The organism is Bacteroides sp. MSK.20.12 (assembly GCF_019052435.1).
Classification (GTDB): Bacteria; Bacteroidota; Bacteroidia; order Bacteroidales; family Bacteroidaceae; genus Bacteroides; species Bacteroides xylanisolvens.
On record NZ_JAHQVH010000027.1, the window covers coordinates 1 to 26,662 of the forward strand.

General features: G+C 42.7%; 22 protein-coding genes, 2 tRNA genes and 1 riboswitch. Of the genes, 15 read left to right on the plus strand and 9 right to left on the minus strand.

Annotated features, from left to right (window positions below):
* Position 1: 1 nt before the first annotated feature.
* From KTR06_RS14650 to nspC, 3 genes are all read right to left on the minus strand, one after another.
* Positions 2-83 (minus strand) — tRNA-Leu (locus KTR06_RS14650).
* A gap of 34 nt (positions 84-117) precedes the next feature.
* Positions 118-190: transfer RNA gene (locus KTR06_RS14655), tRNA-Gly, on the minus strand.
* A gap of 118 nt (positions 191-308) precedes the next feature.
* A complete protein-coding gene (nspC, locus tag KTR06_RS14660; protein ID WP_217290481.1) occupies positions 309-1,448 on the minus strand; it encodes a carboxynorspermidine decarboxylase in 1,140 nt (379 codons plus the stop codon).
* A gap of 176 nt (positions 1,449-1,624) precedes the next feature.
* On the opposite strand from nspC, the gene KTR06_RS14665 reads away from it, so the two are divergent.
* Positions 1,625-2,182: an NAD(P)H-dependent oxidoreductase gene (locus KTR06_RS14665; protein ID WP_217290482.1), complete on the plus strand. Its 558-nt coding sequence runs from the start codon at positions 1,625-1,627 to the stop codon at positions 2,180-2,182.
* A gap of 271 nt (positions 2,183-2,453) precedes the next feature.
* Here KTR06_RS14665 and KTR06_RS14670 read toward each other — a convergent pair whose 3' ends face one another.
* Both KTR06_RS14670 and KTR06_RS14675 read right to left on the minus strand, forming a co-directional pair.
* Positions 2,454-3,146, minus strand: coding sequence for a hypothetical protein (locus tag KTR06_RS14670; protein WP_004313158.1), 693 nt, complete (start codon positions 3,144-3,146; stop codon positions 2,454-2,456).
* 25 nt (positions 3,147-3,171) lie between these two features.
* A complete protein-coding gene (locus tag KTR06_RS14675; protein WP_217290483.1) occupies positions 3,172-5,550 on the minus strand; it encodes an ATP-dependent helicase in 2,379 nt (792 codons plus the stop codon).
* A 146-nt stretch (positions 5,551-5,696) separates the two neighbouring features.
* On the opposite strand from KTR06_RS14675, the gene KTR06_RS14680 reads away from it, so the two are divergent.
* The 10 genes from KTR06_RS14680 to KTR06_RS14725 all read left to right on the plus strand — a co-directional run bounded on the left by KTR06_RS14680 (position 5,697) and on the right by KTR06_RS14725 (position 16,524).
* A complete protein-coding gene (locus KTR06_RS14680) occupies positions 5,697-7,436 on the plus strand; it encodes an RHS repeat protein (protein ID WP_217290484.1) in 1,740 nt (579 codons plus the stop codon).
* Positions 7,437-7,511: 75 nt separating this feature from the next.
* Positions 7,512-8,129: a superoxide dismutase gene (locus KTR06_RS14685; protein ID WP_049702641.1), complete on the plus strand. Its 618-nt coding sequence runs from the start codon at positions 7,512-7,514 to the stop codon at positions 8,127-8,129.
* A 148-nt stretch (positions 8,130-8,277) separates the two neighbouring features.
* On the plus strand, positions 8,278-10,248 hold the full coding sequence (locus tag KTR06_RS14690; protein ID WP_217290485.1) for an ATP-binding protein: 1,971 nt from the start codon (positions 8,278-8,280) through the stop codon (positions 10,246-10,248).
* 67 nt (positions 10,249-10,315) lie between these two features.
* A riboswitch (TPP riboswitch) is annotated at positions 10,316-10,409 on the plus strand.
* 60 nt (positions 10,410-10,469) lie between these two features.
* Positions 10,470-10,670: a sulfur carrier protein ThiS gene (gene thiS / locus KTR06_RS14695; RefSeq protein ID WP_008017057.1), complete on the plus strand. Its 201-nt coding sequence runs from the start codon at positions 10,470-10,472 to the stop codon at positions 10,668-10,670.
* Positions 10,671-10,674: 4 nt separating this feature from the next.
* Complete coding sequence (locus KTR06_RS14700; protein ID WP_151920946.1) at positions 10,675-11,295, plus strand: thiamine phosphate synthase; 621 nt, start codon at positions 10,675-10,677, stop codon at positions 11,293-11,295.
* A 167-nt stretch (positions 11,296-11,462) separates the two neighbouring features.
* The gene (locus KTR06_RS14705) at positions 11,463-12,236 is read left to right on the plus strand and encodes a thiazole synthase (protein WP_004313165.1); all 774 of its coding nucleotides are present in this window, start codon (positions 11,463-11,465) and stop codon (positions 12,234-12,236) included.
* Positions 12,237-12,248: 12 nt separating this feature from the next.
* Positions 12,249-13,946: a phosphomethylpyrimidine synthase ThiC gene (thiC, locus tag KTR06_RS14710; RefSeq protein WP_217290486.1), complete on the plus strand. Its 1,698-nt coding sequence runs from the start codon at positions 12,249-12,251 to the stop codon at positions 13,944-13,946.
* Between the two features lie 85 nt (positions 13,947-14,031).
* Complete coding sequence (gene thiH, locus KTR06_RS14715) at positions 14,032-15,156, plus strand: 2-iminoacetate synthase ThiH (protein WP_151920948.1); 1,125 nt, start codon at positions 14,032-14,034, stop codon at positions 15,154-15,156.
* A 4-nt stretch (positions 15,157-15,160) separates the two neighbouring features.
* The gene (locus KTR06_RS14720) at positions 15,161-15,853 is read left to right on the plus strand and encodes a HesA/MoeB/ThiF family protein (protein WP_217290487.1); all 693 of its coding nucleotides are present in this window, start codon (positions 15,161-15,163) and stop codon (positions 15,851-15,853) included.
* 62 nt (positions 15,854-15,915) lie between these two features.
* Positions 15,916-16,524 (plus strand): thiamine phosphate synthase, encoded by a 609-nt coding sequence (locus KTR06_RS14725; protein WP_004313169.1) that lies wholly within the window; start codon positions 15,916-15,918, stop codon positions 16,522-16,524.
* Between the two features lie 144 nt (positions 16,525-16,668).
* Here KTR06_RS14725 and KTR06_RS14730 read toward each other — a convergent pair whose 3' ends face one another.
* Together KTR06_RS14730 and KTR06_RS14735 are read right to left on the minus strand one after the other, a co-directional pair.
* The gene (locus KTR06_RS14730) at positions 16,669-17,238 is read right to left on the minus strand and encodes a porin family protein (protein WP_004313170.1); all 570 of its coding nucleotides are present in this window, start codon (positions 17,236-17,238) and stop codon (positions 16,669-16,671) included.
* Between the two features lie 196 nt (positions 17,239-17,434).
* Positions 17,435-17,950, minus strand: coding sequence for an outer membrane beta-barrel protein (locus tag KTR06_RS14735; RefSeq protein ID WP_004313171.1), 516 nt, complete (start codon positions 17,948-17,950; stop codon positions 17,435-17,437).
* A gap of 407 nt (positions 17,951-18,357) precedes the next feature.
* Here KTR06_RS14735 and KTR06_RS14740 point away from each other — a divergent pair, with 407 nt between their 5' ends.
* Complete coding sequence (locus KTR06_RS14740) at positions 18,358-18,921, plus strand: YdeI family protein (protein WP_120069912.1); 564 nt, start codon at positions 18,358-18,360, stop codon at positions 18,919-18,921.
* A gap of 108 nt (positions 18,922-19,029) precedes the next feature.
* On the opposite strand, the gene ppdK is transcribed toward KTR06_RS14740, so the two are convergent.
* Complete coding sequence (gene ppdK / locus KTR06_RS14745; RefSeq protein ID WP_151920950.1) at positions 19,030-21,750, minus strand: pyruvate, phosphate dikinase; 2,721 nt, start codon at positions 21,748-21,750, stop codon at positions 19,030-19,032.
* A 247-nt stretch (positions 21,751-21,997) separates the two neighbouring features.
* Here ppdK and rlmD point away from each other — a divergent pair, with 247 nt between their 5' ends.
* Both rlmD and KTR06_RS14755 read left to right on the plus strand, forming a co-directional pair.
* Positions 21,998-23,368, plus strand: a complete 1,371-nt coding sequence (gene rlmD / locus KTR06_RS14750) for a 23S rRNA (uracil(1939)-C(5))-methyltransferase RlmD (RefSeq protein ID WP_254306432.1) — start codon at positions 21,998-22,000, stop codon at positions 23,366-23,368.
* Positions 23,369-23,471: 103 nt separating this feature from the next.
* Positions 23,472-24,392, plus strand: a complete 921-nt coding sequence (locus KTR06_RS14755) for an RluA family pseudouridine synthase (RefSeq protein ID WP_004312314.1) — start codon at positions 23,472-23,474, stop codon at positions 24,390-24,392.
* A 71-nt stretch (positions 24,393-24,463) separates the two neighbouring features.
* Here the strand turns inward: KTR06_RS14755 and KTR06_RS14760 are convergent, their stop codons facing one another.
* A complete protein-coding gene (locus KTR06_RS14760; RefSeq protein WP_032843607.1) occupies positions 24,464-24,877 on the minus strand; it encodes a hypothetical protein in 414 nt (137 codons plus the stop codon).
* A 111-nt stretch (positions 24,878-24,988) separates the two neighbouring features.
* Here KTR06_RS14760 and KTR06_RS14765 point away from each other — a divergent pair, with 111 nt between their 5' ends.
* Entirely contained in the window at positions 24,989-26,629 is a 1,641-nt protein-coding gene (locus KTR06_RS14765; RefSeq protein WP_217290488.1) for a B12-binding domain-containing radical SAM protein, read from the plus strand.
* Positions 26,630-26,662: the final 33 nt, after the last annotated feature.

Below are 26,662 nucleotides of genomic sequence, written 5' to 3' on the forward strand. Positions count from 1 at the left end.
GTGCCCAGAACAGGACTCGAACCTGCATGCCTCTCGACACACGCACCTGAAACGTGCGCGTCTACCAATTCCGCCACCTGGGCAAAGATTATTGTTCCAACATTTCAAAGAAACATGAGCGGAAAACGAGACTCGAACTCGCGACCCTAACCTTGGCAAGGTTATGCTCTACCAACTGAGCTATTTCCGCATTTTTTCGTTTGCGGTTGCAAAGGTAGGGATTTTCCGTAAACCTGCAAACATTCTGCCTACTTTTTTCACAGAAATCTGTTCACTTTGCATCGACCGCAAAACAATCATTTTGATTATCAACTCATTCGGTCACGATAATCTTCATAAGAAAATTGCTTGTATATTTCAGCTTTCCCCTCTTTGGTCCAGATAGCAATGGCAGGATGATGAATTCCGTTAAACATATTTGTCTTGACCATCGTATAATGAATCATATCTTCGAACACAATACGTTCTCCGATTTGCAAAGGATGATCGAAACTCCACAATCCCATATAGTCACCGCTCAAACAGGAATTTCCTCCGAGACGATAAATATATTTTCCTTCGTTTCCCATTTCCGCACCACGCACGGCAGGCTGATAGGGCATTTCCAAACAATCAGGCATGTGGCAAGTGAAACTGACATTCAAAATAGCCGTCTTGATTCCACGACTTTCCACAATATCCACCACTTCGGAAGTCAGCACTCCCGTCTGCCAAGTAAAAGCCGAACCGGGTTCCAGGATAATTCGCAGATGAGGATGGCGTGCTTTTAATCCTTGCAACAGTGTTATCAAATGTTCGGTATCATAGTCTTTACGGGTCATCAGATGTCCGCCACCGAGATTCAACCACTTTATCTGTGGAAACCAACGGGAAAATTTGGCTTCGAGATGTTCCAATGTACGTTCCAACTCATAGGAAGAAGATTCACAGTGACAATGGCAATGGAAGCCTTCAATTCCCTGCGGCAATGCATCGGGCAACAAATCGGCTGTTATCCCAAAACGTGTGCCGGGTGCACATGGATTATAAAGTTCTGTTTCCACTTCCGAGTATTCGGGATTTACACGAATACCACAAGAAATACCACTTCCTTCTGCCACCACCATCGGATAAAAACGCTCGAACTGCTGCATCGAGTTGAAAGTGATATGACTGCTGCAACGCATTATTTCAGGAAAATCCTGTTCCGTATAAGCTGGAGAATATGTATGTGCCTTACTGCCGAATTCTTCCAGTGCCAAACGGGCTTCATACACCGAACTTGCCGTAGAATGAGCTATATATTCACGGAATATAGGGAAAGAACGCCACATGGCAAACGACTTGAAAGCAAGAATAATCTCCACTCCCGCCCTGTCGGCTACGTTTTTTATTAAACACAGGTTCTTTCTTAAAAGTTCTTCTTCCATGATATAACAAGGAGAAGGAAACTGATTAAAATCTATCATATATAAAATTATTATCTAAACTGACGCCTTACGAACGTGGATGCAAAAATACAAATTCAAAAGCAAAGAGGGATTGTTTTATTTTTAATTAAGATATTGGTTTTCGCGAACTTTTTCTTATTTTTACACCTTATATATTATAGTAAGTATTGTATCATCCTAAATACCCGATTAAAATGAATAAAGATTTAAGAAAAGTAGTGATTCTACTGGCACATCCTAACATCAAAGAATCACAAGCAAACAAAGCATTAGTTGATGCTGTCAGTGACATGGAAGGAGTGGCGGTTTTCAATCTTTACGAGCTGTCGCAGGAAATCGTTTTCAATATAGACGAATGGAGTAAAATCATTTCCGATGCCTCGGCTGTCATCTATCAATTTCCTTTCTATTGGATGTCTGCACCGTCATTACTAAAGAAATGGCAGGATGAAGTCTTTACTTTTCTATCCAAAACTCCGGCTGTCGCCGGCAAACCGCTGACAGTAGTAACGACCACGGGATCCGAATACGAAGCTTATCGCAGTGGAGGCAGAAACCGTTTCACTACGGACGAATTATTACGTCCTTATCAGGTAAGTGCCATTCATTCGGGAATGTCATGGCAAACCCCTATTGTGGTTTACGGAATGGGAACAGCAGACGCCGGCAAGAATATCGCTGAAGGAGCAAATTTGTATAAACAACGTGTGGAAATGCTTATCGGTAGCAGTAATGCAGGGAACAATTGGTAAGACTGTAAAAAGCGTAGCTTTGTCCTATCTAAAGCTACGCTTTACAGATGCTAAAGCATAGCTTTAGGTTTCACCAAACACTTGTATGCCCCGCCCTGAAATAGAGGTTACTTCTAATCATGACTTCAAACATTGGCTGTGCAAACAAAATGATTATATAAGATAGTGACGCTATCCCACCAACATAGTGACGGTATATGCACAGGATAGCGTCACTATCCAAGGCATATACCGTCACTATATTTAAACCGGATATTTCGGGCTTTTAACTCTAGTTTCCGCGCTGTGTAGGCAAGGTAAATTCCTGCGAATCACAAATCACCCCATTCTCGTCCGCCACTGCGACACGGAATGTCACTTCACCGTCTTTCAACCTTTCACCGGCATGGATCGAAGCCGTATAACGGATCCCCTCACCCGGAAGAATTTCCTCAATCATCACCGAAGGAGAGATGCCGAGATGCTTCACCTTTCCTACCGTTTCTACCACAGGAACCACATTATAGACAGGCTTTCTCCCTTCATTCATAATCTCAAAAATAATCTTGCTATTTTCTCCCGCATCAATCACATGACTACGATTATCATCAATGAAACGGATTTTGCGCAACTTCAGTTGAGAAATGGGTGGCTGCACTTGCGGCTGCTTCTTATACTTTTGCACACGTACTTCCCGTACTTCAGGAATATACGCATCCTCCTCTATCTGCTCCTGTCTCGGTGCCGTCAATGCGTTTCCAATAGCCGCACCGGCAATGGTTCCTACAATATTTCCAATAGCAGAGCCACGATAACCGCCCCTCCAGCCATGATTATTATCTCCGATAAGTCCGCCTATCGAACTTCCCAGACTACCTCCGATAGAAGCACCTGCCATGATAGCTCCCGGATTTCCCATACGCCCCGACGCACATCCACTCAAAAGCAAAGCGGAAAGCAAAATTACTGTTAGTTGTTTCTTCATGAGCCTCTCTATTTAGTGTTATTATTTATTCTACCACTTTAAAACGAGCGAAACGCAACAATAGTTGTTTGTCACCCGCATTTTTAAAATGAATAGTGGCTTTCGCATTGTCTCCCGTTCCTTCCACTTTCAGCACTTCGCCCAATCCGAAACGTTCGTGCTCTATCATCTGTCCGGCTTGTACTCCTGCTACCGATGCCGAACCGGAAGACGCCATCTGCGCACTGCTACTTCCACCAACAGCACTTACCTTCTTCAAATTTCTCGGTACACTGGGAGCAATAATCTGTGCTTTCGGACGTTCACGCTGCTCGGATGAATTACTACCGAAAGGCGCACGCGACGGAGAAGTAGAACGGGCAAATCCCCCTTCAATCTCCCTGCGGAAACGTCCCGCACCTTCATCCACAGCACGGCTCACTCCTGCTTCATGCGGCAACCGCAAATAATCAACATCAATATCACGCAGGAAACGACTGGGACTTCCAAACTCCATCTTTCCGTAACGGAAACGTGTTTTGGCAAAAGACAGATAACAATGTTCTTCCGCACGGGTAATAGCTACATAGAACAAGCGACGTTCTTCTTCCAGCGCCCGGGGAGAATCTCCGACCATCCCACTAGGGAACAGATTTTCTTCCAGACCAACCACAAACACATTCTTAAACTCCAATCCTTTAGCAGAATGGACGGTCATCAACGTTACCTTTTCCCCATCATCCGCCTTGTCGGAGTCCTGATCGGTAAGCAATGCAATCTCCGAAAGGAAATCAGTAAGAGACACATTCGGATTGCCTTCCTCCTGCCGCAAAGCGCAGAAGTCATTCATACCATTCACCAACTCTTCTATATTTTCCTTACGACTTAGATTCTCGGGGGATGTGTCCTGACAAACATCATTGATAATACCGGACTGACGGATAATATCCGTTCCTATTTCATAAGCGTTCTTATCCGCCTGATCGGCAATAAAACCTTCAATCAGTTCACGAAAGCCCTGCAGTTTTGCATGAGTTCCCTTATTTATATCCAGTCCGTAACTTAAGGGTTCGCAGACTGCCGCCCAAAGACTTACGCCATGATCGGTAGCCGCTGATATAATCTTCCCGACTGTGGTATCTCCAATGCCACGAGCCGGATAATTGATGATTCGTTTAAATGCTTCTTCATCATTCGGGTTCACCACCAAACGGAAATAAGCAATCACATCTTTTATCTCTTTCCGCTGATAGAACGAGAGTCCCCCGTAAATCTTATAAGGCATACTCCGTTTCCGAAGAGCCTCTTCGAAAATACGGCTTTGCGCATTCGTACGATATAGGATGGCAAATTCAGCATATCCGTAGTGATATTCCCGACGCAGTTCCGCAATCTTATTAGCCACAATATCACCCTCTTCTACATCACTATACGCCTGAAACACACCGATGGGTTCCCCTTTTTCTTTCTCCGAGAACACGGCTTTCCGAATCTGACGTTCGTTCTTTTCAATCAGACTATTGGCAGCACAAACAATGGTTTGCGTAGAACGGTAATTCTGTTCCAGTTTAAAGACTTTCGTGTTGGGATAGATTTTCGTAAAATAGAGAATATTATCAATATCCGCCCCACGGAAAGAATAGATACTTTGCGCATCATCTCCCACCACACAGACACGTTGATTCTCCTTTGTCAGTTGCAGAACAATGCTATGCTGCGCATAATTCGTATCCTGATACTCATCCACCAACACATAACGGAACTGTTCCCGATAGCGTGCCAGCACTTCCGGAAAGTCACGAAACAGAATATAAGTATATACCAATAAATCATCAAAATCCATCGCTCCCGCCTGACGGCATCTGTCCCAATAACGGGTATAGATGTCACGGATAGCAGGCATCTTGGCAGCCATATCTCCTTCGTAAGCCTCTTTATTGGCAGCGTACCCCGTAGGAGTGACCAAATGGTTTTTTGCATTGGAGATGCGTGCCTGCACTACTCCCGGCTTATAAGTTTTCTCGTCCAACCCCATCTCTTTGATGATGGAACGGAGCAGGCTCTTACTATCAGCCGTATCATAAATGGTAAACTGGGAAGTAAATCCAATATATTGTGCTTCAGCACGAAGAATACGTGAGAAAATGGAATGGAAAGTACCCATCCACAAATAACGTGCCCGTTCCATACCTACCTGCCGGGCAATACGCTCTTTCATCTCGCGCGCAGCCTTATTAGTAAAGGTCAGCGCAAGGATATTCCACGGATTATACCCGTTCTCCTGCTCCAGCAAGTAAGCGATTTTATAAGTCAACACACGCGTCTTCCCCGAACCCGCACCGGCTATCACCAGCGAAGGACCGTCATTATAAGTCACTGCTGCACACTGACTCTCGTTCAATTCATCTATATAATTGGTATTCATAACAGCATTATAAAAACAATGTGGATTTTTAACAAACCCTTGGCACTCAAATTTGTTCTCAATACAAAAGTATAATATTCATTCGAGAATGAAGGTATTTTTATGAATTTTCATCACTAACTATTTTAACCTAACCCCAAAAAGCAATGAAAAGGAGTATATTTTTATCAATTATTTTAAGTTTGTTTCTGGTTGCCTGCATTCCACAGGCAATGGCACAAAAACAGAGCCGCTTGGAAAAGCTGCTAAGGTATCTGAACGATAATGACGCCGACAAATGGCAGAAAAACCGTGATAAGATAGATGACGAGACGCAAACCTATTATGCCGAAGAACTGGCATTGTTGGACGTTCTCAACGAATTGTGGAACAAACAAAGTGAGCAAGCCGCCACCAACTATTTCGGCTGTTACGAACAAGCTACGAAAGCTTATTTTCCGAATATCTGCGAAGAAGAGAAAATACAGCTTTCCAACGTACAAGACAAAGCGGAACAAGCTGTTCTATCCATCCTGGAAGCATCGAAAGAGCAGATTCCCTTTAGCAAGACATTGATGGACAGCATCCAATCAAGCGGCTATCCGGCAGACTCCGCCCTCTTGCAGAAGGTGCGGGACATCCGTGAACTGGCCCTACTGGAAGGGATGCTGAAAACACCTGCGCTGAACACCTATCAAACGTATATCGCGGAATATCCGAACGGCAAGTTTATCTCTCAAATCAACACTGCGGAAAACAAACGGCTTTATCAGATCGTAAAGAGTAATCCGACCTCTGCGAATTTCAAAGCATTCTTTGATAATGCCGCCATGCAGAAATTCTTCACTGATAAAGATACACGTCCCTTCCTTTCGGAAGTCCGCACGTTATACGACGACTTTCTGTTTCAAGGGATTGACAGCCTCCGGGAGAAAGGAAACGCAACAGCTATCCGGCAGATTATTGACGAGTATAAGCAATCACCTTACCTGACTTCCACAGCACGTACACACCTGGATGACCTTGAATATCTGAGTGAAAAAGCTGATTTTGAGCTTTTAAAACCTGCCATTGTCAGTTCCGAATCGTTAAGTATGTTGCAGGATTTTCTTTGCACACACAGATACAAGGAATTTCGCGACCAGGCCAACGCACTGCGGGCACCTTTTATTCTGCAAACAATCATATCCACCCCTACTTCCGTGAAATACTATAATGGAGGGCGATTGATAAAGTCTGCGGAAAACGACAGCACAGGAACCACCTCGACCACTTATTCGTATGACGATAAAGGACAGCTCGTCTCCACCTTGGCACTTACCATGAAGAACGGGCAGCCAGGCAATGAAATACAGACGAATAGATTATACGACCCGCAAGGTCACTGCATCTTTGAGGTACAAACGAATCCGAAAACCAAAACGGATCTCTATCGGCGGACACGCCGCATCGGTACCGATGGAAGTATTGAGAGTGATTCGCTCAAGTATGCAGACGGAAGAGTCATCATAAGCTCCTACAACAAACAGGGATTATTGACCGAAACCAAAGAATATAATAAGAACGGAGAACTTCAGGCATACACCGCCAACAAATATGATGATAAAGGAAGATTGGTTTCATCCCAACATCAAAACTTGCTTTTTGCCAATTCTCCGGATCAGGTTATTTCACAAAAAGAGGCTTATGAATACGATAAATACGGTTATCTGTCGCAGATTGTCTACCAACGGATTTTGGGTAATAACCAAAAAACGTCCGGATGCCTGACTTGCCTGTATGATAAATACGGGAACCGGATTGACGGCAATTCTTATTATGAATATGACAATACGGGCCAATGGATCTGCCGGACCAACCGCGATCACCCGAAAGAGGTGGAACGTATACAGTACATTTACAAATAAAGTAAGATGCTGTGAACATTTTGCAGAAGGCTTCTGTTATTATAGTATAACAAGCCAATTAAAACTTGTAACATTATGAATACTATATTAATGTCTTTAATTATGATGACCATGACTTACGAAATGCCTAAACTTCCTTACGCAAACAATGCGTTGGAACCTGTAATCAGTCAGCAAACAATAGATTTCCATTACGGAAAACATCTACAAACGTATGTAAATAATCTGAATAGCCTCGTTCCCGGAACAGAATATGAAGGTAAAACGGTAGAAGAAATCGTTGCAACCGCACCGGACGGAGCTATATTCAATAACGCCGGACAAGTATTGAATCACAATCTGTACTTCCTGCAATTTGCCCCGAAACCCTCAAAGAAGGAACCGTCAGGCAAACTGGGAGAAGCCATCAAACGTGACTTCGGTAGCTTTGAAAATTTCAAGAAAGAATTCAACGCAGCAGCAGTCGGATTGTTCGGTTCAGGATGGGCCTGGCTATCCGTTGGGAAAGACGGTAAACTGAAAATCACGAAAGAAGCCAACGGCAGCAATCCGGTACGTGCCGGTTTGAAACCGCTTCTCGGATTTGACGTTTGGGAACACTCCTATTATCTGGATTATCAGAACCGCCGCGCCGACCACGTAAATGCCCTGTGGGACATCATCGACTGGGATGTGGTTGAAAAAAGAATGTAACTGGATTTACTAGCAAAACTATACTCATGAAAAAGGTCGTTGTGTTTTCACAGCGACCTTTTTTACAGACTAAAAAAACAAACTTTTATTGTATATCAAACGCATTAGTTGTATTTTTGCAACCCATAAACTAGCATAACAAACAATTATGGTACTATATAAAAGAAAAGAGATACGATTTATTGTCTCCATTGCCGTTCTTCTTTTCTTCCCCCTTTTCTGCAACGCTGCCGCCACAGAAGAACCAGAGGAAGAGATCCTGTTCATTACCTCATACAATTCTGACACTAAATATACCTACGATAACATCAGCACATTTATAGAAACCTACACCCAATTGGGAGGAAGATACTCGACCATTGTAGAAAACATGAATGCGACGGATTTAACGCAGGCGCACCAATGGAAAAAAACATTAACCGATATTTTAGACAAACATCCGAAAGCTAAATTAGTGATTCTTTTGGGTGGTGAAGCATGGAGCAGTTTCCTTCATCTTGAAGATGAGAAATATAAGCAGCTTCCTGTTTTCTGCGCAATGGCATCACGCAACGGCATCCGTATTCCGGAGGATTCAATCGATATGCGGAACTATAATCCTGTAAGTATCAACTTAACGGAACGAATGAAGGAGTACAACGTAAAATACTGTGATACATACGAATATAACATCAGCAAAGATATCGAAATGATACAGGATTTCTATCCGAACACAGAGCACCTGGTATTTGTATCGGATAATACCTATAACGGACTTGCCGAACTGGCATGGTTCAAGAAAAACCTGCAACATTTCCCGCAGTTATCCATCACCTATATTGACGGCCGCATCCACACACTCGATATGGCTGCCAATCAATTGCGCAATCTTCCCAGAAACACAGCAATGCTTCTTGGTATCTGGAGAATTGACAGCCGGGGAATCACTTACATGAACAACTCCGTTTATGCTTTTTCCAAAGCCAATCCACTCCTGCCTGTGTTCAGTATGACTTCCACCGCAATAGGCTATTGGGCCATCGGAGGATATGTCCCGCAATATGAAGGAGTGGGAAAAAATATGGGAGAATATGCTTACCGCTTTTTAGACCAGAAGGAAACGGGTATCAGCAGCATCAATGTCTTACCCAACCGATATAAATTTGACGCGAAGAAACTAAAGGAATGGGGATTTGAAAACAAGAAGTTGCCTGTCAACTCAATGGTTATCAATCAGCCTATCCCCTTCTTTGTAGCCTACAAGACAGAAGTGCAATTTATCCTGATTATCTTCCTCGTATTAGTAGGAAGTCTGATGATTTCCCTGTATTACTATTACCGGACGAAAATCCTGAAAAATCACCTTGAAAGAACCACGCAACAATTGCGGGAAGATAAAAAGAAACTGGAAGAGTCTGAAATCGAATTACGTGACGCCAAAGAGCGCGCCGAAGAAGCTAATCAATTAAAAAGTGCTTTTGTCTCGAATATGAGCCATGAGATACGGACACCTTTAAACGCAATTGTCGGTTTCTCCAGCCTGATTATCGGTTCGGTAGAGCAAAATGATGAATTAAAAGAATATGCGGATATCGTCCAGACTAATTCCAATTTATTGCTCCAACTGATTAGCGATGTACTGGATATATCACGCCTGGAATCAGGAAAGCTGCAATTCAACTATGAATGGTGCGAGCTGGTGAACCATTGCCAGAATATGATTACTCTCACCAACCGGAACAAGACAGTGGATGTAGACATCAAACTCCAAATGCCTAAGGAGCCTTACATGCTCTACACGGACCCGTTGCGTCTGCAACAGATTATTATCAACCTGCTGAATAATGCCTTGAAATTCACTCCTGCCGGAGGAAGTATCACGCTGGATTATGAAGTGGACGAAGAAAAGCAATGTATGCTGTTCTCGGTGACAGATACCGGCACGGGAATCCCCGAAGATAAACAGGAACTCGTATTCCAACGTTTCGAAAAGCTGAATGAATTCGTGCAGGGTACAGGGTTGGGACTGGCTATCTGCAAACTGACCATCCAATATATGGGAGGTGATATATGGATTGACAAGAGTTACAAAAATGGTGCCCGATTTATCTTTTCTCATCCCATCAAAAAACAGGAATAAACAGAAAAATGAAAAAAAATCGACTGATTTAGTGTTTTTCTGTTTCTTTTTCGCTTACTTTGCTCCCGTAAAGACAAAGGGGTGCCCCATGAGGGGCTGAGATTATACCCTAGGAACCTGAGGCAGTTAATACTGACGTAGGGATTGTGTTTCTTCTTATCGCCTTTCCATTTAAGCACGCTCTTTGTATTTACTTTCAACTTATTTATTCTGATAGGACAATGAAAGTACAAGTGAACAACAAAGAGGTGGAAATGACTCCTGCTTCTACCCTTACGCAACTGACAGCACAGCTCGAACTTCCGGTTCAAGGCATTGCTATCGCCGTAAACAACAAAATGATTCCCCGTATCGAATGGGAGTGTTTCATTCTACACGAGAACGATAACCTGGTGATTATCAAAGCGGCTTGCGGAGGATAAGGAGATGATTAGTCTACAATTTATCACGCATCAGACCGAACGGTATTCGTACCTCGAATCGGCACGTATGGCACTCGAAGGCGGGTGCAAATGGATCCAGCTACGTATGAAAGACGTTCCTCTCGAAGAAGTGGAAGCAGTAGCCCTACAACTGAAGCCACTTTGCAAAGAGCACGAAGCAATCCTGATTCTGGATGACCACGTCGAACTGGCCAAAAAGCTGGAAGTGGACGGTGTGCATCTAGGCAAAAAGGATATGCCTATCGACCAGGCCCGCCAAATACTTGGTGAAGCCTTTATTATCGGCGGCACTGCAAACACTTTCGAAGATGTCGTACAACACTATCGTGCCGGAGCCGATTATCTCGGCATCGGTCCTTTCCGGTTTACTACCACTAAAAAGAATCTAAGCCCTGTACTGGGTTTGGAGGGCTATTCTTCTATTCTTTCACAGATGAAGGAAGCGAATATCGAAATCCCCGTTGTAGCTATCGGGGGAATCACTTTTGAGGATATTCCTGCCATACTTCATACAGGAGTAAATGGAATAGCCCTGTCAGGAACTATTCTCGGAGCAGATAATCCGGTAGAAGAAACACGTAGAATCATTGAAAGTGATCTATAATTTGTCAAATGATAAATGGAATTTTAATTCAGACAGAAGAACAAAAGAACATAAAAGCTGCACTTAGATAATTATTTCTACTGTTATTAAACTACTGTTTTATTTTTGTTCTTATGTTCTTCTGTCTCAAAAAATCAGCATTTAAATAATCAACTAAAATATATAGAATGGAAAAGTTAGTAATTGCGGGACGCGAATTTAACTCCCGTCTTTTTCTAGGAACAGGAAAATTCAATTCCAATGAAGTAATGGAACAAGCTATTCTGGCTTCGGGTACGGAAATGGTAACTGTTGCCATGAAACGAATCGACATGGATAACAAAGAGGACGACATGATGAAACATATCATTCATCCGAATATTCAGTTATTGCCCAACACCTCCGGTGTACGTAACGCGGAAGAGGCTGTTTTCGCCGCGCAACTGGCTCGCGAAGCCTTTGGAACAAACTGGCTGAAACTGGAAATTCATCCGGACCCGCGCTATCTGCTCCCCGACTCTATCGAAACACTGAAAGCTACGGAAGAACTGGTGAAACTGGGCTTTATCGTGTTACCTTATTGCCAGGCTGACCCTGTACTCTGCAAACGGCTGGAAGAAGCAGGCGCAGCTACCGTTATGCCGCTCGGTGCACCCATCGGTACGAACAAAGGATTGCAGACAAAAGAATTCCTGCAAATCATTATCGAACAGGCAGGTATCCCGGTGGTAGTGGATGCCGGTATCGGCGCGCCAAGCCATGCTGCCGAAGCAATGGAACTGGGAGCTTCCGCTGTATTAGTGAATACTGCAATAGCCGTTGCCGGAAATCCGGTAGAAATGGCTAAAGCATTCAAAGCAGCTACAGAAGCCGGAAGACAGGCTTACAAAGCAGGATTAGGATTACAAGCCGTCGACTTCGTAGCAGAAGCAAGTTCACCTCTAACGGCTTTTCTTGATTAAAACAAATAAACTATGGAACAAAAAATAAAATTCCCCCGTTCGCAGAAAGTCTATTTACCCGGTAAACTTTATCCGAATATCCGCGTTGCCATGCGGAAAGTGGAGCAAGTGCCCAGTGTCAGCTTTGAAGGCGAAGAAAAGATAGCAACACCAAATCCGGAAATATATGTATATGATACCAGCGGACCGTTCAGTGATGCGGAAATGAACATTGACCTCAAAAAAGGACTGCCCCGCATGCGTGAAGAATGGATCGTGAGTCGTGGTGACGTGGAACAGTTGCCTGAAATTACTTCGGAATACGGACAAATGAGAAGAGATGATAAAAGTCTCGATCACTTACGTTTCGAACACATCGCCCTGCCCTATCGCGCTAAAAAAGGGGAAGCAATCACCCAAATGGCGTATGCCAAAAGAGGAATTATCACTCCTGAAATGGAATACGTAGCGATCCGCGAAAATATGAATTGTGAGGAACTGGGAATTAAAACTCACATTACCCCCGAATTTGTTCGTCAGGAGATTGCGGAGGGACGTGCTGTACTACCGGCCAACATCAACCACCCGGAAGCTGAACCGATGATTATCGGACGTAACTTCCTTGTAAAAATCAATACGAACATCGGAAATTCGGCTACTACCTCCAGCATTGATGAAGAAGTGGAGAAAGCACTGTGGAGCTGTAAATGGGGTGGAGACACGTTGATGGATCTTTCCACAGGAGAAAACATCCATGAAACACGTGAATGGATTATCCGCAATTGTCCCGTACCGGTAGGCACTGTTCCTATTTATCAGGCACTTGAAAAAGTGAATGGCATAGTGGAAGACCTCACCTGGGAAATCTACCGGGACACATTGATTGAACAATGTGAACAAGGGGTAGATTACTTTACCATCCATGCAGGGATTCGCCGTCATAATGTTCATCTTGCCGATAATCGCTTGTGCGGCATTGTCAGCCGTGGAGGAAGTATTATGAGTAAATGGTGCCTCGTACACGATCAGGAAAGTTTCTTATACGATCATTTTGACGATATCTGTGATATTCTGGCACAATATGACGTAGCCGTGTCATTAGGTGACGGACTTCGCCCGGGTTCTATCTACGACGCAAACGATGAAGCGCAGTTTGCCGAACTCGATACCATGGGAGAGCTGGTGCTCCGTGCCTGGGATAAAAATGTTCAGGCATTTATTGAAGGCCCCGGACACGTTCCGATGCATAAAATTAAAGAGAACATGGAACGTCAGATTGAAAAATGCCATGACGCCCCTTTCTACACGCTCGGCCCGTTGGTGACGGATATTGCTCCCGGATACGACCATATCACTTCTGCTATCGGTGCCGCACAAATCGGATGGTTGGGTACGGCTATGCTTTGTTATGTCACCCCGAAAGAGCATCTTGCCTTACCTGACAAAGAAGACGTACGCGTAGGAGTAATCACTTACAAGATAGCCGCTCATGCCGCCGATTTGGCAAAAGGACACCCGGGTGCACAAGTACGCGACAACGCATTGAGTAAAGCTCGTTATGAGTTCCGCTGGAAAGACCAGTTCGACCTGTCTCTCGATCCGGAACGGGCGCAGACCTATTTCCGTGCAGGACACCATATCGATGGAGAATATTGTACGATGTGCGGACCTAATTTCTGTGCAATGAGATTGTCACGCGATTTAAAGAAAAGTGCCAAAAGCAATAAATAATGAGTGGGGAGAAACAAAACGTCGGGCCACTGACCTACCTCTCCCCTCATTTTAATTTTCAATTTTAAATTTATAATTGGATAAAATGTTCTCAGACGAATTAGAAAAAATATCCTGGGAAGAGACGACAAAAGCCATCTATTCCAAAACAGATGCTGACGTACGCCGTGCGTTGGGTAAAAAAGAGCATCTGGATGTCAACGACTTTATGGCGCTGATTTCACCTGCCGCCACTCCTTATCTGGAAGTGATGGCACGCCTTAGTCAGAAATATACAATGGAACGGTTCGGTAAGACAATCTCTATGTTTGTACCGCTCTACCTGACTAATTCATGTACCAATTCCTGTGTCTATTGCGGTTTTCACATCAGCAATCCGATGAAGAGAACGATATTGACAGAGGAAGAGATTGTCAATGAATACAAAGCCATCAAACGGTTGGCTCCTTTTGAGAATCTACTGCTTGTAACCGGTGAAAACCCGGCCGCAGCAGGTGTTCCATACATTGCCCGGGCGTTGGATTTGGCAAAGCCTTATTTCAGCAACCTGCAAATTGAAGTAATGCCTCTTAAAGCGGAAGAATACAAGGAGCTAACCAATCATGGCCTGAACGGAGTGATCTGTTTTCAAGAGACTTACCATAAAGCAAATTACAAAACGTATCATCCAAGAGGCATGAAGTCAAAATTCGAATGGCGTGTAGACGGCTTCGACCGCATGGGACAGGCAGGTGTACACAAGATTGGTATGGGTGTCCTGATCGGCCTGGAGGAATGGCGAACCGACGTAACGATGATGGCTTATCATCTGCGTTATTTACAGAAGCATTACTGGAAAACGAAATACAGCGTAAACTTCCCGCGTATGCGCCCGTCTGAAAACGGCGGATTCCAGCCGAATGTAGTCATGAATGACCGGGAACTCGCCCAACTTACATTCGCCATGCGAATCTTCGACCATGATGTAGATATCTCTTATTCTACCCGTGAGAGCGCAGAAATCCGAAACCACATGGCAACACTTGGCGTAACCACAATGAGTGCGGAAAGTAAAACTGAACCGGGAGGATATTTCAGTTATCCTCAAACCCTGGAACAATTTCACGTAAGTGATGAGCGAAAGGCGGTTGAAGTGGAACGTGATTTGAAAAAACTGGGTCGTGAACCCGTCTGGAAAGATTGGGATCAGTCTTTTGATTTTAAAAGATAAACAGATGCGATACGACAGACAAATTATACTTCCCGAAATCGGAGAAGAAGGTCAGAAGAAACTGCAGGAAGCCAAAGTGCTTATTGTAGGCGTGGGAGGGCTGGGCTCTCCCATCGCCCTCTACCTAGCAGGTGCTGGTGTGGGATGCCTGGGGCTGGTAGATGATGACTTGGTAAGCATCACCAACCTACAACGACAAGTGCTCTATTCCGAAAAGGAGTTAGGTAAACCAAAAGCTATCTGTGCTGCGGAACGGCTCTCCGCTCTCAACAGTGAAATCGAAATACATCCCTACGCTACCCGGCTGACGAAAGACAATGCGTATGATATCATTCAGGAATATGATATAGTGGTGGATGGCTGCGACAACTTTGCCACCCGCTACCTGATTAACGACATTTGCATTGAACAGAAAAAGCCCTACGTATATGGTGCTATCTGCGGTTTTGAAGGACAGGTTTCTGTGTTCAACTACGGAAATCAAAAGAAAAACTACCGGGATCTTTATCCTGATGAAGAAGAAATGCAACGGATGCCTCCTCCGCCCAAAGGAGTGATGGGGGTTACTCCTGCCATTGTAGGGAGCATTGAAGCTACAGAAGTACTGAAAATAATCTGTGGTTTTGGTGATGTTTTAGCCGGCGAACTATGGACAATTGACCTGCGGACACTGCAATCTAACAAATTTTCACTATAAAGGTTGGTTTCTGACATAGTTAATTAGTAACTTTGCTAAACAATCCAATTTTAACAAAAGAAATGAAACTAATTGTAGTTACCACCCCTACTTTCTTCGTCGAAGAAGATAAGATTATTACCGCTCTTTTCGAAGAGGGGCTGGATGTCCTACATCTTAGGAAGCCGGAGACTCCGGCTATGTATTCGGAACGGCTATTGACACTTATTCCGGATAAATATCACCGTCGCATCGTTACACATGAGCATTTTTATCTGAAAGAAGAATTCAACCTGATGGGAATCCACCTGAATGCACGTAACCCCAAAGAACCGCATGATTATTATGGTCATATCAGTTGTTCCTGCCATTCAGTGGAGGAGGTAAAAAACAGAAAGCACTTTTACGACTATGTTTTTATGAGCCCTATCTATGACAGTATCTCTAAAGTGAATTACTATTCAACATACACTGCCGAAGAGTTACGCGAAGCACAAAGAGCCAAGATTATCGACTCGAAAGTGATGGCATTGGGAGGTATCAATGAAGACAATTTATTGGAGATTAAGGATTTCGGTTTCGGAGGGGCTGTCGTCTTAGGAGATCTCTGGAATAGATTCGACGCTTGTCAGGACCAAAATTATTTAGCCGTAATCGAGCATTTCAAAAAGCTGAAGAAACTATCAGATTAATAAATATAACCGATCATAAAACTAACTGGTTATGCTTCCTCATTTTATCCAATAAGAGAAGTGTTTTTCCCAATCATGAAATATTAAAAAAGCCGTTGCGAATTACCTTCTGCAACGGCTCTCTATTTTTTCAGTGTTTTCTTATCAGAACTTATATCCTACAACAATAGAAAAGTTCATGTTTTTAGGATTACCAACTTTTTGTACGTCAACTAAACCGAACTGACCTTCCAAACCTGCAATGATTTTACCAAATTCCAATGCAACTCCTACACCAAGACCTGCATCAAAACGCTTCAAAGCATCGTCACCAAACGTATCTTCCTTATACTCTACATTACCCATATCCATTTTCGATTTTCCTGCAATTCCACATGCCAAATAAGGACCTGCATTAACCACAAGATTAGTATTGTCTGCAACATTAAAACGAGCAGCAGCCATTACAGGTAATTCCAAATAATAAGCGTTGATAGTCAATTCATCTTTTTTGGCACCTTTGCTAGTCAGGTATAATGAAGGCTGCAATGACCATGTATCATTAAAAGCATATTCAAAACCTCCACCAAGTTTGAAACCAATCTTAGCATTCATATCAGTATCTCCAGTGTAATTACTGATGTTCATACCTACCTTGGCATTCCAACCTGTAATTTGAGAAAAACCTGCTACTGAAATCAGCGCAAATAAAACAAACAAAACACTCTTCTTCATAATTTTAAAGTTTTAAATTAATACTAAAGGTTTTTATTGACCTTATTGTTTAACAATGCAAATGTATAATTGTAATTTGTATTAAACAACTTTTTCGTTAACAAGTGCGTAATTTATAGAGATTATACATAAAAAAAGGGAATTCCCTATTTTTGAGAACTCCCTTTCCTATTTTGTTGAATTACTTTTCTTCTTATCAGAATGCGTAGTGGAAACCAATTGAAAGGTCTTCGCTAGTAAGTTGAAGACCAAAAGAATCTCCAAGAGTGTTTATATTTCTACGATATCCAAGGAAACCATACTTGGCAATAAAAGAGAAGTGATCGTTCAATTTAACAGCAATACCCGGTCTAAGTCCCACTTGTCCTGCTTTGCTAGTGTCTCCGTCTTTAACTTTCACGAAACCAACAGCAGCAGTTCCGTCCAAGAACAAACGAACAGCGCCTGTTTCGCAGTAAGACCAACGAATGTACGGAGCTACAAATACTGAATTTTTAGTTACTCCTCCATCATAATTGTGTGAATAGTCTAATTCAGCACCCAGCGCCCATGTTTCATTAAAGTTATATCCGATTTCCGGAGCAATTTTAAAAGAAGTAGTGTTGCCTGTGCTGTTACGCCAAACGTTCAAAGATCCGCCTACGTAAATGTCTTGTGCTTTTACAGCGATAGTTGCTAACATCACAACTACCAATAATAAACCCTTTTTCATTTTCTTTGTTTTTTAAATTAAACGTTAGACCCCAATTCGGTCGATTGATTTCTAGGGTGCAAATGTAAAGCAGTTTTTATGAACAAACAAATATTTAGTTAGTTTTTTATAATAAACACCAAATAAATGTTTAACGGAGACTCTGTACATCATATTATATAGCAACACAAAATTCTTGCTATCGATTCTTATTCAAATATATTACATGTAGTGAGTGTCGTCATACCATAATAAGCCAAAGGATTTAAGAAGTAAATGAGGACTGTTTCTTTAAGATTTAGTATCTTTGACGGGTGGTAAGCCTTTCAGCCATCAGACACAGACGCGCTTGACTGACATTGTATAGTGTAAAATGCTTCGTTATTATGAAAGTAAAGGCAATAAAAAGTTAGTTTAAACGATTTGTTATGTCAATAGAAATAAAGTATTTCGAGAACAGAAAAGATTGGCGAAAGTGGTTGAATGACAACTTTGAGACTGCCAATGAAGTTTGGTTTGTATTTCCCAGCAAATCTTCAGGCGAAAAAAGTATCACATACAACGACGCTGTTGAAGAAGCTCTTTGTTTCGAGTGGATTGACAGTACAATAAAATCGCTCGACAAAGAACATAAAATTCAGCATTTCACACCCAGAAACCCTAAAAGTACCTATTCGCAAGCTAACAAAGAAAGACTTAAGTGGCTATTGGAAAATAAAATGATACACCCCAAATTTGAAGATAAAATACGAAATGTATTGTCTGATCCTTTCATTTTCCCCAATGATATAATTGAAAGATTGAAGGAAGATAAGACAATCTGGGAAAATTATCTCCATTTTTCCGACGCATATAAACGTATCCGAATTGCATACATTGAAGCAGCCAGAAAACGACCTGAAGAATTTGAAAAGCGATTAAACAACTTTATCAATAAAACGAAAGAAAATAAAAAAATCAGAGGATTTGGCGGAATAGAGAAATACTATTAATCCCAACTAAAAATCAATGATAATCTAAAATAAAATAGACTGCAAATACTTTCACAAGTATTTACAGCCTATTTATCAGATAGTTAAGTACCTAACCAGCGTATTTGACTATCCTTCTATCGCTGCCTGCGCCGCCGCCAGTCTGGCAATCGGCACTCTAAATGGAGAACAACTAACATAGTTCAAACCTACCCGGTGACAGAACTTCACAGAAGAAGGCTCACCACCATGTTCACCACAGATACCACATTTCAAATCCGGACGGATAGCACGGCCTTTTTCTGTCGCCATACGTACCAGCTGTCCCACACCATTCTGGTCGAGAACCTGGAACGGGTCTACTTTCAAAATCTTCTTTTCCAAATAAACAGGAAGGAAAGAAGCTATATCATCACGAGAATAACCGAAGGTCATCTGCGTCAAGTCATTTGTACCGAACGAGAAGAACTCGGCAGAAGAAGCAATACGGTCGGCAGTCAAAGCAGCACGCGGGATTTCAATCATTGTACCTACTTTGAAGTCAATATTATCTCCTACTTCCTCAAACAATTTCTTAGCTTCTGAGCGAATCACATTTTCCTGTTCCTTGAATTCATACAAGATACCGGTTAACGGAACCATGATTTCCGGATGAGTTTCCACTCCTTCTTTCTTCAGTTCCAATGCAGCACCCAAAATTGCACGTGTCTGCATTTGAGTAATTTCAGGATAAGTATTTCCTAAACGGCAACCACGGTGACCCAACATCGGGTTATGTTCACACAGTGATTCTACACGTTGCTGGATATATTGCAGGCTTACACCCATCGTATCCGCCATTTCTTGCTGTCCCTTCAAATCGTGAGGAACGAACTCATGCAAAGGAGGATCAAGCAAACGAACGGTTACCGGGCAACCAGCCATTGCTTTAAAGATACCTTTGAAGTCTTCTTGTTGATATGGAAGAATCTTAGCCAATGCTTTCCGACGTCCTTCTGCATTTTCCGCCAGGATCATTTCACGCATTGCTTTGATCTTTTCGCCTTCGAAGAACATGTGTTCTGTACGGCAAAGGCCGATACCTACTGCACCGAAGTTACGTGCAACTTCCGCATCATGAGGAGTATCCGCATTGGTACGTACCTGCAAACGAGTATATTTATCAGCCAGTGTCATCAATTCGGCAAAGTCGCCGGAAAGCTCTGCAGCTTTCGTTTCTACCTTACCATTATATACTACACCTGTACTTCCGTTCAAAGAGATATAGTCACCTTCTTTCAGCAACACACCATCAATCTCTACCGTACGGTTTTTATAATCAATGTTCAATGCACCTGCACCCGATACGCAGCATTTACCCATACCACGAGCCACAACAGCCGCGTGAGAAGTCATACCGCCACGAGCCGTAAGAATACCTTCGGCAACTGCCATACCGGCCAAGTCTTCCGGAGAAGTTTCGATACGAACCATCACCACACGTTTACCGGCAGCATGCCATTCGGCAGCGTCATCAGCAAAGAATACGATCTGACCGGTTGCAGCACCCGGAGAAGCCGGAAGACCACGGGTCAACACTTTGGCTTTCTTCAAAGCATCCTTATCGAATACAGGGTGGAGCAATTCATCAAGTTTATTCGGTTCCACGCGCATCAAAGCAGTCTTTTCGTCGATCATACCCTGACGGAGCAAGTCCATAGCAATCTTTACCATGGCAGCACCTGTACGCTTACCGTTACGTGTCTGGAGGAACCAGAGTTTACCTTCCTGTACGGTGAACTCCATGTCCTGCATATCTTTATAATGATTTTCCAGTTTAGTCTGGAGAGCATCCAGTTCTTTATAGATTTCCGGCATTGCTTCTTCCATTGAAGGGAATTTCGCAGCACGAACATCTTCGGTAACGCCAGCCAATACAGCCCAACGTTGAGAACCAATCTTAGTGATCTGCTGTGGAGTACGGATACCTGCCACTACATCTTCACCTTGTGCGTTAATCAGGTATTCACCATTGAAAAGGTCTTCGCCTGTACCGGCATCTCGTGAGAAACAAACACCTGTAGCCGATGTATCACCCATATTACCGAACACCATAGCCTGTACATTGACAGCTGTACCCCATTCATCAGGTATACCTTCCATCTTACGATAAAGAATAGCGCGTTCATTCATCCATGAATCAAATACAGCACAGATAGCTCCCCAAAGTTGTTCGTATGCACAAGTCGGGAAATCTTTTCCGGTCTGTTCTTTTACAGCGGCCTTGAATTTCTTTACGAGTTCCTGCAAGTCTTCCACTTTCAACTCGTTATCCAGTTCTACCCCTTTCGCTTTCTTCACCTCTTCGATGATAGCTTCGAACGGGTCAATATCATCTTTATTGGTAGGCTTCATGCCCAACACAACGTCACCGTACATCTGTACGAAACGACGGTAAGAGTCCCATGCAAAACGTGCATTACCCGTCTTACGGATAATACCTTCCACCACTTCATCATTCAATCCGAGGTTCAGGATCGTATCCATCATACCCGGCATAGATGCGCGTGCACCGGAACGTACAGATACCAACAAAGGATTTTCAACATCACCGAATTTAGATTTCATCAACGCTTCCACATGAGCGATCGCTTTTACAACTTCATCTTTCAGCAACTCAACCACTTTATCACGTCCTAACGTATTGTATTCCGTACAAACATCTGTAGTTATTGTGAATCCGGGAGGGACAGGAATTCCGATTAAATTCATTTCAGCAAGGTTGGCTCCCTTACCACCGAGCAAATTCTTCATGTCAGCCTTTCCTTCTGCCTGACCATTACCAAAGGTATAAACTCTTTTTTTATCCATAATATTGTGTTTAAAGTTACATTATGACTTTTTTCTGTTCGCAAATCTAAGGATATTTCGCAAACTTGAAAACTTTTTGCGAAAAAACTTTCTATCAAAATGCAATTTCGACATTACAATCCGGAATATTTCTGTATACCCGAATTTTTTCCAAAAAAAATACCTACTTTTGCAAAGTAATTATTAGACTGGTGTAAAAGTGGCAAGAAAGAAAAAAGAGCTTCCCTTATTGGAGAAGGTAACAATCATGGATGTGGCTGCCGAAGGAAAAGCCATAGCAAAAGTAAACGACCTAGTGATTTTTGTTCCTTATGTAGTGCCGGGTGATGTTGTAGACCTGCAAATCAAGCGTAAAAAGAATAAATATGCCGAAGCTGAAGCGGTAAAGTTTCACGAGCTGTCGCCCAATCGCGCTGTTCCTTTCTGCCAACATTATGGCGTATGCGGTGGCTGCAAGTGGCAAGTGCTCCCCTATTCAGAGCAGATCAGATATAAGCAAAAGCAAGTGGAAGATAATTTGAGACGTATCGGAAAGATCGAACTTCCCGAGATTTCTCCGATTCTCGGTTCTGACAAAACGGAGTTTTACAGAAACAAACTGGAATTCACCTTTTCAAATAAGCGCTGGTTGACAAACGAGGAAGTTCGTCAGGACGTGAAATACGATCAGATGAATGCGGTAGGTTTCCACATTCCGGGAGCATTCGACAAAGTACTGGCTATTGAGAAATGCTGGTTGCAGGATGATATATCCAACCGCATCCGGAACGCAGTACGTGACTACGCTTACGAACACGATTATTCTTTCATCAATCTGCGCACACAGGAAGGTATGCTGCGGAATATGATTATACGCACATCTTCCACAGGGGAACTGATGGTAATCGTCATTTGCAAGATTACAGAAGATCACGAAATGGAACTGTTCAAGCAATTACTCCAATTCGTAGCGGACTCTTTCCCCGAAATCACTTCGCTTCTATACATTATTAATAATAAGTGCAACGATACCATCAACGATTTGGACGTTCACGTATTTAAAGGGAAAGACCACATCTTTGAAGAAATGGAAGGCTTGCGTTTCAAGGTTGGCCCGAAATCATTCTATCAGACTAACTCGGAACAGGCTTATAATTTATATAAGATAGCCCGTAACTTTGCCGGATTAACAGGAAACGAACTGGTATATGACCTTTATACAGGAACAGGAACAATTGCCAATTTCGTTTCACGCCAAGCCCGTCAGGTGATCGGTATCGAATACGTGCCGGAAGCTATTGAAGACGCAAAGGTGAATGCAGAAATCAATGATATCAAGAACGCAATTTTTTATGCCGGTGATATGAAAGATATGCTGACGCAGGATTTCATCAATCAGCATGGGCGCCCCGACGTAATCATCACAGACCCTCCCCGTGCCGGTATGCACCAGGATGTGATTGATGTCATTTTGTTTGCGGAACCGAAACGAATTGTATATGTTAGTTGTAATCCTGCTACTCAAGCGCGGGATCTGCAATTACTGGATGAAAAGTATAAGGTGAAGGCTGTTCAACCCGTAGATATGTTCCCTCACACTCACCACGTAGAAAATGTGGTGTTGCTGGAACTTCGATAAAGAGTTCACCACAGATTAGCACAGATTATAATAATCAGTAATAAAAATCTGTGTTAATCTGTGTAATCTGTGGTGAAAAATAAATTCTCAAAAGAAAAAAGAAATGAAAAAAAGACCTAGAAGAACTCCTGCTGAAAAAGCACGTGCTCAATATACCAATTATGCAGTCAAAGAGCCCATGGAATTAATGGAGTTCCTGGCTGCCAAGATGCCGGATGCAAGTCGCACGAAATTAAAATCGTTGTTAAGCAAGCGGGTCGTGTTTGTTGATAATGTGATAACCACGCAATTCAACTTTCCCCTTGAAGCAGGCATGAAAGTGAAAATCAGCAAGCAAAAGGGAAAGAAAGAATTTAATAACAGATTGCTGAAGATTGTATATGAAGACGCCTATATCATTGTCGTCGAAAAGATGCAAGGACTTCTATCCGTCAATACGGAGCGTCAGAAAGAGCGCACTGCCTACACGATACTGAATGAATATGTGCAACGCTCCGGACGTCAATTCCGTGTGTTTATCGTTCACCGCTTAGATAGAGATACTTCCGGTTTGATGATGTTTGCCAAAGATGAAAAAACGCAGCGGACGCTACGCGACAACTGGCATGAGATAGTGACCGACCGCCGATATGTAGCCGTAGTGGAAGGTAGTATGGAAAAAGACTATGATACGGTCGTTTCCTGGCTGACTGATAAAACGCTTTACGTAAGTTCCAGTGAATATGATGACGGTGGATCAAAATCTATTACCCACTATAAGACAATCAAACGCGCTAACGGATATTCTCTGTTGGAACTCGATTTGGAAACTGGCCGAAAGAATCAGATTCGTGTACACATGCAGGATTTAGGCCATCCTATTATCGGCGACGGAAGATATGGAAGAGAAGATTCTCCCAACCCTATCGGACGATTGGCACTCCATGCCTTCAAACTTTGTTTCTATCATCCGGTAACGGGAGATTTAATGGAGTTCGAGACGCCTTATCCGGCGGAATTTAAGAAGTTGTTTTTGAAAAAATAAATTCCTATATTCAAAAAACAAAGCCAGAATCATGATTGACTCTGGCTTTATTTTTAATCTTTATCACTGTTTTATTGACGACGCATATAGAATGGTTGTCCATCTATTCTATCCCTAAAATCCCGCCAATTATTATACCATGTTCCACTAAAAGTTCTATCGGTAGCTTCCGCACCCCAAATATAGGCATAAGTGCCATCACCATAAAAATATAATTCCATTGAATTATATCCTCCATCAATCCATCTCCACTCAAAAACCAAATAATTCGGATCACCGGCAGAACCAATTGTTCCTTGATTTCTCGCGTTAAAAGTCATAAGCGTACCTCTTCCCCAGGTATATGCCCCGAAATCAATCTCTTCATTCGTATACCACTCACCAGGCAGATTAAATTCTGTCTCGTCTTCACTTTCACACGAAGTAAAGCCAACCAATAAAGTCAGCATCATCAAGATACCCGCATATCTCTTTATCATTTCCATAATTCTCTAGTTTATTGCGTTTATTAATACAAAATTAGCGTTTTTTATTTACTATACATCACAAGCCACAAGTTTTTTGTACCTTTGCGAAGATAATATTAAAATTTCCGCATGAAACTTCTTTGGCTTGATTTAAATAGTTCGTACGCTCATTCTTCGTTGGCATTACCTGCCTTACATGCCCAAATAGCAAATAATACAGACATTGAATGGTGTACGGTTTCCGCCACGATCAATGAAAACACCGGCAGTGTCGTCAACCAAATCTACCGCCATCAACCGGATATCATTGCAGCTACCAATTGGCTATTCAATCATGAGCAACTCCTGCACATCGTTTCACGCGCAAAAGCATTACTACCTCACTGCTGTGTTATACTCGGAGGTCCCGAGTTTTTAGGAGATAATGAAGCTTTCTTATATAAGAACAAATTTGTAAGCGGAGTGTTTCGCGGAGAAGGCGAAGAAGTATTTCCATTATGGTTAAAAGTGTGGAATCAGCCAAGAAAGGAATGGAAATCAATCACAGGACTTTGTTACCTGAATGAATCAGGAGAATATCAGGACAACGGACTTGCCCGTGTCATGAACTTTTCTGAATTGGTTCCTCCCGAAAAAAGCCGTTTCTTCAATTGGAGCAAACCATTTGTACAGTTAGAAACTACCCGGGGATGTTTTAACACCTGTGCTTTTTGTGTCAGTGGAGGTGAAAAGCCGGTTCGTACCTTATTTCTCGAAACAATCAAAGAACGTCTCGACGTGATACACGAACACGGAATCAAAAACGTGCGAGTACTGGATCGTACTTTCAATTACAATAATAAACGGGCAAAAGAGCTATTAAACTTATTCCGCGAATACCCGGACATCTGTTTCCATCTGGAAATTCATCCGGCACTACTTTCCGATGAACTCAAACAGGAATTAACCACTCTGCCTAAAGGTCTGCTGCACCTGGAAGCCGGTATCCAAAGCCTTCGGGAAAACGTGCTTGAACAAAGTCGAAGAATAGGAAAACTCTCCGATGCTCTGGCCGGACTCCACTATCTATGTTCACTTGAAAACATGGAAACTCATGCCGACTTGATAGCCGGACTCCCACTCTACCATCTATCAGAGATTTTCGACGACGTCCGTACCTTAACCGAGTATGGCGCAGGAGAAATCCAACTGGAATCTCTGAAATTACTTCCGGGCACCGAAATGCGAAGAAGAGCGGATGAATTAGGTATACAGTATTCTCCACTTCCTCCATACGAAGTACTTCAAACCCGTGAAATCACGGTAGATGAGTTACAAACAGCCCATTATCTGTCACGCCTGTTAGACGGTTTCTATAACACTCCTACCTGGCGAAATATCACCCGTATACTAATTTTGGAGAACCCCCATTTCATACATGACCTACTCGACCATCTGGTCCGGACAGATGTCATCGACACTCCTCTTAGCCTGGAAAGAAGAGGATTAATCCTTTATGATTTCTGCAAGAATCATTATCCCGACTACCTGACACAAGTCAGTATTGCATGGATAGAAGCAGGTATGTCATTAAAAAAAGCTCCGGCAGAAAAAGTAAGAACCAAAAGACAGTTACCTCCTGAAAGTTGGGAAGTAGTATACGGTGCATACCGCGAAAATCTACGACTATGTTTCCTCCCTGTCGATGAAGAAGGACATGGCTACTGGTTTGGCTTTGAATCGGAAATTCAGAAGATACAACCGGTTTTCAAAGCTAGAAAATTATCATAAACAAAAGAAAAGTATTCCCATATTATGTGAAAT

What these genes read in the sequence shown, in the direction of transcription:
- KTR06_RS14705 (WP_004313165.1), top strand. Translation starts at nt 11,463, where the DNA reads ATGGAAAAGTTAGTAATTGCGGGACGCGAATTTAACTCCCGTCTTTTT.
- KTR06_RS14760 (WP_032843607.1), bottom strand. Translation starts at nt 24,877, where the DNA reads ATGGAAATGATAAAGAGATATGCGGGTATCTTGATGATGCTGACTTTA.
- KTR06_RS14725 (WP_004313169.1), top strand. Translation starts at nt 15,916, where the DNA reads ATGAAACTAATTGTAGTTACCACCCCTACTTTCTTCGTCGAAGAAGAT.
- KTR06_RS14675 (WP_217290483.1), bottom strand. Translation starts at nt 5,550, where the DNA reads ATGAATACCAATTATATAGATGAATTGAACGAGAGTCAGTGTGCAGCA.
- KTR06_RS14690 (WP_217290485.1), top strand. Translation starts at nt 8,278, where the DNA reads ATGGTACTATATAAAAGAAAAGAGATACGATTTATTGTCTCCATTGCC.
- KTR06_RS14720 (WP_217290487.1), top strand. Translation starts at nt 15,161, where the DNA reads ATGCGATACGACAGACAAATTATACTTCCCGAAATCGGAGAAGAAGGT.
- KTR06_RS14680 (WP_217290484.1), top strand. Translation starts at nt 5,697, where the DNA reads ATGAAAAGGAGTATATTTTTATCAATTATTTTAAGTTTGTTTCTGGTT.
- nspC (WP_217290481.1), bottom strand. Translation starts at nt 1,448, where the DNA reads ATGATAGATTTTAATCAGTTTCCTTCTCCTTGTTATATCATGGAAGAA.
- KTR06_RS14755 (WP_004312314.1), top strand. Translation starts at nt 23,472, where the DNA reads ATGAAAAAAAGACCTAGAAGAACTCCTGCTGAAAAAGCACGTGCTCAA.
- KTR06_RS14765 (WP_217290488.1), top strand. Translation starts at nt 24,989, where the DNA reads ATGAAACTTCTTTGGCTTGATTTAAATAGTTCGTACGCTCATTCTTCG.
- KTR06_RS14670 (WP_004313158.1), bottom strand. Translation starts at nt 3,146, where the DNA reads ATGAAGAAACAACTAACAGTAATTTTGCTTTCCGCTTTGCTTTTGAGT.
- thiH (WP_151920948.1), top strand. Translation starts at nt 14,032, where the DNA reads ATGTTCTCAGACGAATTAGAAAAAATATCCTGGGAAGAGACGACAAAA.
- thiS (WP_008017057.1), top strand. Translation starts at nt 10,470, where the DNA reads ATGAAAGTACAAGTGAACAACAAAGAGGTGGAAATGACTCCTGCTTCT.
- KTR06_RS14735 (WP_004313171.1), bottom strand. Translation starts at nt 17,950, where the DNA reads ATGAAAAAGGGTTTATTATTGGTAGTTGTGATGTTAGCAACTATCGCT.
- KTR06_RS14665 (WP_217290482.1), top strand. Translation starts at nt 1,625, where the DNA reads ATGAATAAAGATTTAAGAAAAGTAGTGATTCTACTGGCACATCCTAAC.
- KTR06_RS14700 (WP_151920946.1), top strand. Translation starts at nt 10,675, where the DNA reads ATGATTAGTCTACAATTTATCACGCATCAGACCGAACGGTATTCGTAC.
- KTR06_RS14730 (WP_004313170.1), bottom strand. Translation starts at nt 17,238, where the DNA reads ATGAAGAAGAGTGTTTTGTTTGTTTTATTTGCGCTGATTTCAGTAGCA.
- KTR06_RS14685 (WP_049702641.1), top strand. Translation starts at nt 7,512, where the DNA reads ATGAATACTATATTAATGTCTTTAATTATGATGACCATGACTTACGAA.
- ppdK (WP_151920950.1), bottom strand. Translation starts at nt 21,750, where the DNA reads ATGGATAAAAAAAGAGTTTATACCTTTGGTAATGGTCAGGCAGAAGGA.
- KTR06_RS14740 (WP_120069912.1), top strand. Translation starts at nt 18,358, where the DNA reads ATGTCAATAGAAATAAAGTATTTCGAGAACAGAAAAGATTGGCGAAAG.
- rlmD (WP_254306432.1), top strand. Translation starts at nt 21,998, where the DNA reads ATGGATGTGGCTGCCGAAGGAAAAGCCATAGCAAAAGTAAACGACCTA.
- thiC (WP_217290486.1), top strand. Translation starts at nt 12,249, where the DNA reads ATGGAACAAAAAATAAAATTCCCCCGTTCGCAGAAAGTCTATTTACCC.